Origin of the sequence: Propylenella binzhouense (assembly GCF_009866965.1) — a bacterium.
In the GTDB taxonomy this organism is placed as follows: Bacteria; Pseudomonadota; Alphaproteobacteria; order Rhizobiales; family Afifellaceae; genus Propylenella; species Propylenella binzhouense.
This window is the reverse complement of record NZ_SPKJ01000135.1, coordinates 1-8,705: the sequence shown is the minus strand read 5'-3', so window position 1 is coordinate 8,705 and position 8,705 is coordinate 1. Positions and strand designations below refer to the sequence as shown.

The following is an 8,705-nucleotide window of genomic DNA, read 5'->3' as shown; positions in this document are numbered from 1 at the left end:
GGGCGGCACGTGCCAGCCGGTGCGGCGCCCGGGCGCCACTTCGGGCGGGGCGAGAACGGTCTCGCGCACGGCCCCGAGCGCGGTCACCACGACAGGCACGCCCATCGCCTCCGCCTCCACCGCCGCGCGGCCGAACGCCTCCGGCGCGGTCGAGGCGACGACCGCGACATCGGCGAGCGAGAGCGCGGCGGGCACGTCGTCGACATGGCCGACGGCGCGCACCCGCCGCGCCAGGCGCCGCGCCGCGATCTCCCCCTCGATCGCCTTGCGGTAGCCGGCGCGGCCCTGGTCGTCGCCGGCGAGCACCACGACGAGATCCGGGATCTCCGAGAGCGGCGGCAGGGATGCCGCCTCGACCAGCACCGACTGGCCCTTCCAGGCGGTGAGCCGGGCGACGTTGAGGACCAATGTCTCGCCGCCCGAGAGCCCCCACGCCTCGCGGAGCGCGCGGCGGCGGTCGGCCGTCACCGCCTCCGGGGCGAAGCGGGCGAGATCGGCGCCGCGCGGGATGATCGCGATCCGCTTGAACGGCGTGCCGTAGCGGGCGGCCACGATCTCGGCGGTGTAGCGGGAATTGGCGATCACCCTGTCGCCGCGCGCCATCACCGAATTGTAGAGCCGCTTCAGCGGGCCGCGCTCGGCATAGATGCCGTGATAGGTCGTGACGAAGGGGACGGCCCGCCGCCGGCAGGCGAGGAGCGCCGACCAGGCGGGGGCGCGGCTGCGCGCATGGACGAGGTCGACCTCGAGCCTTCCGAGCTCGTGCGCGATCCGGCCGGCGTTCCGGACGATTTCGGCGGGGCTCTTGGAGGCGAGCGGCAGCCGCACGAGCTCGCCGCCGATTGCGGCAAGCTCCGATTCGAGCCGTCCGCCCGCGCTTGCCACGAGCGCGCGATCGCCCCGCCGCACCAGTCCGGCGGCCACGTCGATGGTGGTCCGCTCCGCGCCGCCCGTATCGAGCGCCGGGATCACCTGCAACACCGTCGCGGGGCGGGATCTTGACCGCATCGGCAGGATTTCGCACCTCGGAGCCGGAGAGACGTCAGAGACTTAGAATGAGCGAACTCAGATTGGAACAGCTGACCGTCGGCCAGGATCACGAAGCGCGCACGATCTGCGTGCTGCACCGCGCCGGCAAGGAGCCTGGCCTGTTCTGGCTCGGCGGCTTCCGCTCCGACATGGCGGGCAGCAAGGCGGAGGCGCTCGACGCCTGGGCCGGGCGCACCGGCCATGAGATCACGCGCTTCGACTATTCGGGTCACGGCCGCTCCGGCGGATCCTTCGACGACGGGTCGATCTCGCGCTGGCTCGAGGAAGCGGCCGCCGTGTTCGACCGCTGCGCGCACGGACCGCAGATCGTGGTCGGCTCCTCGATGGGCGGCTGGCTCGCCCTCCTCCTCGCCAGGCTGCTGCGCGAGCGCGGCGAGAGCGACCACCTCGCCGGCATGATCCTGATCGCGCCCGCCGTCGACATGACCAAGGACCTGATGTGGGACCGCTTCGACGAGCGCGCCCGGCGGGACATCGAGGAGAACGGCTACCACCTCGAGCCCTCCGCCTATTCCGACGAGCCCTACAAGCTCACCCGCCGCCTCATCGAGGACGGCGAGCGCCACCTCTTCGGGCCCGGCCCGATCGAGGTCGGCTGCCGGGTGCACGTCATCCAGGGCCAGAAGGACGAGGACGTGCCGTGGGAGCACGCCACCGCGCTGATGGAGCGGCTCGCCTTCGACGACGCGGTGCTCACGCTGGTGCCGGACGGCGACCACCGCCTGTCGCGGCCGGAGGACATCGCGCGGCTCGTCCGTGCGGTCGAGGACATGCTCGCCGGCTGAGCCTTGCCGGACGGCCGGCGAACGCCCACCTGCCGTGTGCGGCGGTTTTACAACGCACCCATTCCGTGGCACGGAACTGTGATGGTGAGCGAAATCAAGATCTGCGGGCTCTCGACCCGCGAGACCCTCGATGCGGCGGTCGCATCGGGCGCCACCATGGTCGGATTCGTGTTCTTCGACAGGAGCCCGCGCGCGGTGACCCTCGGCGAGGCGGCGGCACTCGCCGGACGCACCTGCGGCAAGGCCGGGATCGTCGCCCTCACGGTCGATTCGCCGGACGACGTCCTGGCGCGGATCGCGGAGGACCTCCGGCCGGACCTCGTGCAGCTGCACGGCAAGGAGACGCCGGAGCGCGCGGCCGAGATCCGCAGCCGCTTCGCCGTCCGCGTGATGAAGGCGGTGGGCGTCGCCGGCGCGGAGGACCTCGCCGGCGCGCGCGCCTATGAGGGCGCGGTCGACGCGCTTCTCCTCGACGCCAAGCCGCCGAAGGACGCCGACCGGCCCGGCGGCAACGGCGCGGCATTCGACTGGCGGATCCTCGACGGCTTCGCGCCCGCGGTGCCCTGGCTGCTCTCCGGTGGCCTCAGCCCGGCGAACGTCGCCGACGCGCTCGCCGCGAGCCGCCCGACCGGGATAGACGTGTCCTCAGGGGTCGAGAGCGCGCCCGGCGTCAAGGATCCGCGGCTCATCCGGGCCTTCATCGACGCGGTGCGCGCGGCCGGCCGTCCGCGGCCGGCGCGCGCCGCCTGACCAGGAGCCATTCCGACGTGAACGAGCAGCCCAATTCCTTCCGCACCGGGCCCGACGAGCGCGGCCGCTTCGGGCTCTATGGCGGCCGCTTCGTCGCCGAGACGCTGATGCCGCTCATCCTCGACCTGGAGCGGGCCTATACCGAGGCCAAGAACGATCCCGCCTTCCACGCCGAGCTCGCCCAGCTCGGCAAGCACTATACCGGCCGGCCGAGCCCGCTCTACCTTGCCGAGCGGCTCACCGCGCATCTCGGCGGCGCGAAGATCTACTTCAAGCGCGACGAGCTGAACCACACCGGCAGCCACAAGATCAACAACTGCCTGGGGCAGATCCTGCTCGCCAAGCGCATGGGAAAGACGCGGATCATCGCGGAGACCGGCGCGGGGCAGCACGGGGTCGCCTCCGCCACGGTGTCGGCCCGGTTCGACTTCCCCTGCGTCGTCTACATGGGGGCGACCGACGTCGAGCGGCAGAAGCCGAACGTCTTCCGCATGCGCCTTCTCGGCGCCAAGGTGAAGCCGGTGACCGCCGGCGCCGGCACCCTCAAGGACGCCATGAACGAGGCGCTCCGCGACTGGGTCGCCAATGTCGAAACCACCTATTACCTGATCGGCACGGCGGCCGGGCCGCACCCCTACCCGGCCATGGTCCGCGACTTCCAGTCGGTGATCGGCACCGAGCTGAAGGAGCAGATCATGGAGGCCGAGGGCCGCTATCCGGATGCGCTCGTGGCGGCGGTGGGCGGCGGATCGAACGCGATCGGCCTGTTCCACCCCTTCCTCGACGAGCGCGACGTCGCGCTCTACGGCGTCGAGGCGGGCGGCCACGGCATGGACGTGCCGAACGGCCACGCCGCGTCGATGAACGGCGGACGGCCGGGGGTCCTCCACGGCAACCGCACCTATCTTCTGCAGGACGATGACGGCCAGATCCTCGAAGGCCACTCGATCTCGGCCGGGCTCGATTATCCGGGCGTCGGCCCGGAGCATTCCTGGCTGAGGGACAGCGGCCGGGTCAGCTACGTGCCGGCGACCGACAGCGAGGCGCTCGAGGCCTTCCAGCTCTGCACTCGGCTCGAGGGCATCATTCCCGCGCTCGAACCGGCGCATGCGCTCGCCGAGGTGATCAAGCTCGCGCCGACCATGCGCAAGGACCAGATCATCGTGATGAACATGTGCGGCCGCGGCGACAAGGACGTCTTCACGGTCGGCAGCATATTGGGCTTCGAGCTCTGATTGCGGGTCTCTTTTCCGCGCCATTGCCGCAGGGTAGGCTCGCGCCATGAACATCATGGTCACCGAGATCTATGATGCGCTGATGAGCGCCGGCGCCGACGAGGAGAAGGCCCGCCGTGCTGCCGAGGCGCTCGCGGTTTCGGACCGGGAGTTGAGGAGCCAGTTCGCGGATCTGCGCGAAGACAATCAAAAGATGCGGACGGAAATGGCCGCACTTCGCGGCGAGCTGAAGGGCGAGATGGCCGCGCTCCGCGGTGAACTGAAGGGCGACATGACCAAGCTCGAAGGTTCTCTCAGGAGCGACATGGCCGCGCTTCGCGGTGAACTGAAGGGCGACATGACCAAGCTCGAAGGTTCTTTCAGGAGCGAGATGGCCGCGCTCCAGGGGGGCTTGCGACACGAGATGCAGGGGCTCCGCGGCGAGCTTTCGCTGATCAAATGGATGCTCGGCGCGCTGATCGGTCTCTGGATCGCCGTCCTGCTCCGCATGCTGTTCGCGTGAACATGCCATCATGCGGCCCGAAAGCGCCGCGGCGCGCCGGGCGCCTCGCTCCCGTCCGGACGCTTCCTCCGCCGCCCGTTTCCCGGCGCCTGCTCCTGTGCTACCGGACCTCATGACCACCCGCATCGACCGCCGCTTCGCCGCGCTCACCAAGGCCGCACGGCCCGCCCTCGTCACCTTCGTGACCGCCGGCGATCCCGACCACGAGACCTCGCTCTCGATCCTGCGGGCGCTGCCGGCGGCCGGCGCGGATCTGATCGAGATCGGCATGCCGTTCTCCGATCCGATGGCCGACGGTCCGGCGATCCAGGCGGCCGGGCTCCGCGCCCTGAAATCCGGACAGACGCTGAAGCGCACGCTCGCGATGGTCCGCGCCTTTCGCGCCGGCGACGACGAGACGCCGATCGTGCTGATGGGCTACTACAATCCGATCTATTCCTACGGCAATGCCCGCTTCCTGGCGGATGCGAAGGAGGCCGGCGTCGACGGCCTGATCGTCGTCGACCTGCCGCCGGAGGAGGACGAGGAACTCTGCCTGCCGGCGATCCGCGCGGGGCTGAACTTCATCCGCCTCGCCACGCCCACGACCGACGACAGGCGTCTGCCCGCCGTGCTCGCCAACACGTCGGGATTCCTCTATTACGTTTCGATCGCGGGAATTACCGGCACCGCCGCGCCGGACACGACCGCGGTCGCCGACGCGGTGACACGCATCAAGGACCATACCGGCCTGCCGATCTGCGTCGGCTTCGGCGTGAAGACCCCGAACCAGGCCGCCGCCATCGGCCGTGTCGCCGACGGGGTCGTGATCGGCTCCGCGCTCGTGGAGGCGATCCGCACGAGCCTGGACGAGGCCGGCCGCGCCACGGAAGGCACGGTGCCCGCCGTGACGGGGCTGGTGCGGAGCCTCGCCGAGGGCGTCCGCGCAGCGCGGCAGATCGCAGCCGAATAGGAGCCTGACCTTGAACTGGATCGAGAACGTCGTCCGTCCGAAGATCCGCGGCCTGTGGCCGAAGCGGGAAGTGCCGGAGAACCTCTGGGTCAAGTGCCCGGAGACCGGGGAAATGGTGTTCCACCAGGACCTGGAGGCGAACCAGTTCGTCTTTCCGGGCTCCGGCTATCACCAGCGGATGGACGCGCCGACGCGGCTCAGGCACCTGATGGACGACGGCGCGTGGGAGACGATCCCGACGCCGAGCGTCGTCGCGGATCCGCTGCGCTTCCGCGACGAGCGGCGCTACACCGACCGCCTGAAGACCGCCAAGGCCAAGACCGGCCGCGAGGATGCCGTGGTCGTCGCCGCCGGCGCGATCGAAGCGGTGCCCGTCGTCGTCGCCGTGCAGGATTTCGACTTCATGGGCGGCTCGCTCGGAATGGCGGCCGGGGAGGCGATCGTCACCGGCGCCCGCACCGCCGTCGAGCGCCACCTGCCCTACATCCTCTTCGCCGCCTCGGGCGGCGCACGCATGCAGGAGGGCATTCTCTCCCTCATGCAGATGCCGCGCACCACGGTCGCGGTCGAGGAGGTGAAGGAGGCCGGCCTGCCCTACGTCGTCGTCCTCACGAACCCGACTACCGGCGGCGTCACGGCCTCCTACGCGATGCTCGGCGACGTGCAGATCGCCGAGCCGGGCGCGCTCATCGGCTTTGCCGGCCCGCGCGTGATCGAGCAGACCATCCGCGAGAAGCTGCCCGAGGGCTTCCAGCGCTCCGAATACCTGATGGAGCACGGCATGGTGGACATGGTCGTGCACCGGCACGAGCTCCGCGCCACCCTCGCCCGTCTCTGCCGGCTGCTGATGAAGCAGCCGGAGCCGGTGCGCGCGGCCGAGTTGGAGCCTGCCGAGCCGGCGCCCGAGCAGCCCGCCCGGGCCGAAGGCGACAGCGAGACAGCCTCTGCCGCAGCCTGAGCGGATGTCCGAGCTCGCGCGCATGCTCGACGCGCTCGGCGCGCTCCACCCCCGACGCATCGACCTCTCGCTCGACCGCATCGAGCGGCTGCTCGACGCGCTCGGCCGACCGCAGGACCGGCTGCCGCCGGTCGTCCACGTAGCCGGCACCAACGGCAAGGGATCGACCGTGGCGTTCCTGCGCGCCTTTGCCGAGGCGGCCGGGCTCGCCGCGCATGTCTACACCTCGCCCCATCTCGTCCGCTTCAACGAGCGCATCCGGCTCGGCCGGCCCGGCGGCGGCCGCCTCGTCGCCGACGACATGCTGGTGGAGGCGCTCGCCCGCGTGCGCGACGCCAATGGCGGCAGGCAGATCACGTTCTTCGAGGTGACGACGGCCGCCGCGCTCCTGCTCTTCGCCGAGCAGCCGGCCGATCTCTGCCTGCTCGAAGTGGGCCTCGGCGGCCGCTTCGACGCGACCAACGTCGTCGACGCGCCGCTCGCCGCGGTGCTTACCAGTATCAGCCATGACCATGCCGACTTCCTCGGCGACGACCTGCTCGGAATCGCGCAGACCAAGGCCGGCATCCTGAAGCGCGGCCGGCCCGGCATCATCGGCCCCCAGGACGAGCACGTGACGGCGATGCTGGAGGTGGAGGCCGGAGCGACGGGCGCCGACCTCTTCCTCAACGGACAGGACTGGTCGGCGCACCAGGAGCGCGGGCGGCTCGTCTACCAGGACGTCGACGGCCTGCTGGACCTTCCGCTGCCGCGGCTTGCCGGAGCGCATCAGATCGACAATGCGGGGATCGCGATCGCGACCGTCCGGCGTACCGGCCTGCCGATTCCGACGGCGGCGATCGAGGCCGGCCTTCTTGCGGCGGACTGGCCGGCGCGCCTGCAGCGCCTGCGATCGGGCCCGCTCCTGGAGATCGCTCCCGACGGAGCCGACATCTGGCTCGACGGAGGCCACAATCCCGCCGCCGGCCACGTGCTCGCTTCCGCCATGGCCGAGATGCAGGACCGCTACGAACGCCCGCTGGTCCTGATCGTCGGCATGCTGACGACCAAGGATCCGCGGGGCTTCTTTTCGCCCTTCGCAGGCCTCGTCCGCCACGTCCTCACCGTCCCCGTGCCCGACAGCGAGGCCGGTTTCACGCCGGATCAGCTGGCGGATTTCGCGATGGAGGAGGAACTGCCGGCCCGCGCCGCGCCGGACGTGCGGTCGGCCATCGCGCAGATCGCGCGCGACTACGACCGGAAACCGCCGCCACGGATCCTGATCTGCGGCTCGCTCTATCTCGCCGGATCGGTGCTCCGCGAAAACGGCCCGCTGCCGGAATAGCGCCGGCCGGGCGCCCGCGACCCGGTACGCCGGGAGACAAGCGAACGCCCGGCAACCAGGCCGGGCGTCGCTTCAATCGGTCGGGCCGGCCTGCTCAGCCGGCCGCCTTGTCGATCCACTTCTGAAGGTCGCTCTTGGCGCCGGCGCCGATCTTCATGTCCACGGCCTCGCCGTTCTTGAACATGATCAGCGTCGGGATCGACCGCACGCCGTACTTGATGGCGGTATGCTGGTTCTCGTCGACATTGAGCTTCACGATCTTGACGCGGTCGCCCATCTCGCCGGCGATGGCCTCGAGATGCGGCGCGATCATCTTGCAGGGGCCACACCATTCGGCCCAGAAGTCCACCACCACCGGCTGGCTGGCGGCGAGGACGTCAGTGTCGAAGCTGGCGTCCGTGACGGCGTTCGTGGCCATCCCGTTCTCCTGATTCAGGGGCTTGGTCCGCGATAGGTAGAAAGTGGACGGGAGCCGGTCAAGGAACAGCTTGCATGGCCCCGATGCGCGCAAGCGCAGCCTCCATCGCGGCCTCCGGAACCGGGATCACGCGCGGCCCGGCCGTATAGACGAGCGTCGCGGCGATCGGCCGGCCCGGCACGATGTCGGCGAGAAGCCGGCGATAGAGGGCGAGCTGCAGCACGTAGGCCGGGTCGACCGCCTCGGCGCTCTCCGGAACCGCGCGGTTCGTCTTGAAGTCGAGGATGTGCGCACCCGCCTCGTCGAGCGCGAGGCGGTCGATCTGGCCGCTCACGGCATAGTCCCCCGCAGGGGTGGCGATGCGTCCGACGATCTGCACCTCGGCGCGGCTCGACGGCCCGAAGAGAGCGCCGATGGCGGGGTCATCGAGGACAGCCGCCACCTGATCGGCAAGCGCGGCCCGGACCGCGGGATCGGGATGGTTGGCGGCAAGGTAGGCGTCCGCCGCCGCCCGGCGCGCCTCCGGCGGCAGCGCGGGCAGACGCTCGAGCAGCCGGTGGACGAGCCGGCCGCGGATGAGCGCGTCGCCTTCCGCCGCGAGCATCGCGAACCCTTCGGCGGTCGTCCCGGGCGGATCCGGCTCGCCGAGCGCGCTCGACGGCCTGAGCGGCTCCGGAGCGGGCGGCGGGGACGGTGCCGGCGCGCGGAGCCAGCCGGGAAGTCCGGCGGGC

The 8,705-nt window shown here is 70.9% G+C and carries 10 protein-coding genes; 7 read left to right on the top strand and 3 right to left on the bottom strand.

Going from position 1 to position 8,705, the window contains the following annotated elements; all coding sequences use genetic code 11:
- On the bottom strand, positions 1–1,008 hold a 1,008-nt coding region (locus E4O86_RS21175; protein WP_161142538.1), incomplete at its 3' end, for a glycosyltransferase family 4 protein.
- Positions 1,009–1,055: 47 nt separating this feature from the next.
- Here E4O86_RS21175 and E4O86_RS21170 point away from each other — a divergent pair.
- From E4O86_RS21170 to E4O86_RS21140, 7 genes are all read left to right on the top strand, one after another.
- Positions 1,056–1,835: an alpha/beta hydrolase gene (locus tag E4O86_RS21170; RefSeq protein ID WP_161142537.1), complete on the top strand. Its 780-nt coding sequence runs from the start codon at positions 1,056–1,058 to the stop codon at positions 1,833–1,835.
- 81 nt (positions 1,836–1,916) lie between these two features.
- The gene (locus tag E4O86_RS21165) at positions 1,917–2,585 is read left to right on the top strand and encodes a phosphoribosylanthranilate isomerase (RefSeq protein WP_161142536.1); all 669 of its coding nucleotides are present in this window, start codon (positions 1,917–1,919) and stop codon (positions 2,583–2,585) included.
- A 17-nt stretch (positions 2,586–2,602) separates the two neighbouring features.
- A complete protein-coding gene (gene trpB, locus E4O86_RS21160) occupies positions 2,603–3,820 on the top strand; it encodes a tryptophan synthase subunit beta (protein WP_161142535.1) in 1,218 nt (405 codons plus the stop codon).
- 46 nt (positions 3,821–3,866) lie between these two features.
- Positions 3,867–4,322, top strand: a complete 456-nt coding sequence (locus tag E4O86_RS21155) for a DUF1640 domain-containing protein (RefSeq protein WP_161142534.1) — start codon at positions 3,867–3,869, stop codon at positions 4,320–4,322.
- Between the two features lie 112 nt (positions 4,323–4,434).
- Entirely contained in the window at positions 4,435–5,274 is an 840-nt protein-coding gene (gene trpA / locus E4O86_RS21150) for a tryptophan synthase subunit alpha (protein WP_161142533.1), read from the top strand.
- Between the two features lie 10 nt (positions 5,275–5,284).
- A complete protein-coding gene (gene accD, locus E4O86_RS21145) occupies positions 5,285–6,232 on the top strand; it encodes an acetyl-CoA carboxylase, carboxyltransferase subunit beta (RefSeq protein WP_161142532.1) in 948 nt (315 codons plus the stop codon).
- 4 nt (positions 6,233–6,236) lie between these two features.
- Complete coding sequence (locus tag E4O86_RS21140) at positions 6,237–7,556, top strand: bifunctional folylpolyglutamate synthase/dihydrofolate synthase (protein ID WP_161142531.1); 1,320 nt, start codon at positions 6,237–6,239, stop codon at positions 7,554–7,556.
- Between the two features lie 94 nt (positions 7,557–7,650).
- Here the strand turns inward: E4O86_RS21140 and trxA are convergent, their stop codons facing one another.
- Together trxA and E4O86_RS21130 are read right to left on the bottom strand one after the other, a co-directional pair.
- Positions 7,651–7,974, bottom strand: coding sequence for a thioredoxin (gene trxA / locus E4O86_RS21135; protein ID WP_161142530.1), 324 nt, complete (start codon positions 7,972–7,974; stop codon positions 7,651–7,653).
- Between the two features lie 58 nt (positions 7,975–8,032).
- Positions 8,033–8,705 (bottom strand): PD-(D/E)XK nuclease family protein (locus E4O86_RS21130; protein WP_205521022.1); only part of this gene is annotated, 673 nt, incomplete at its 5' end.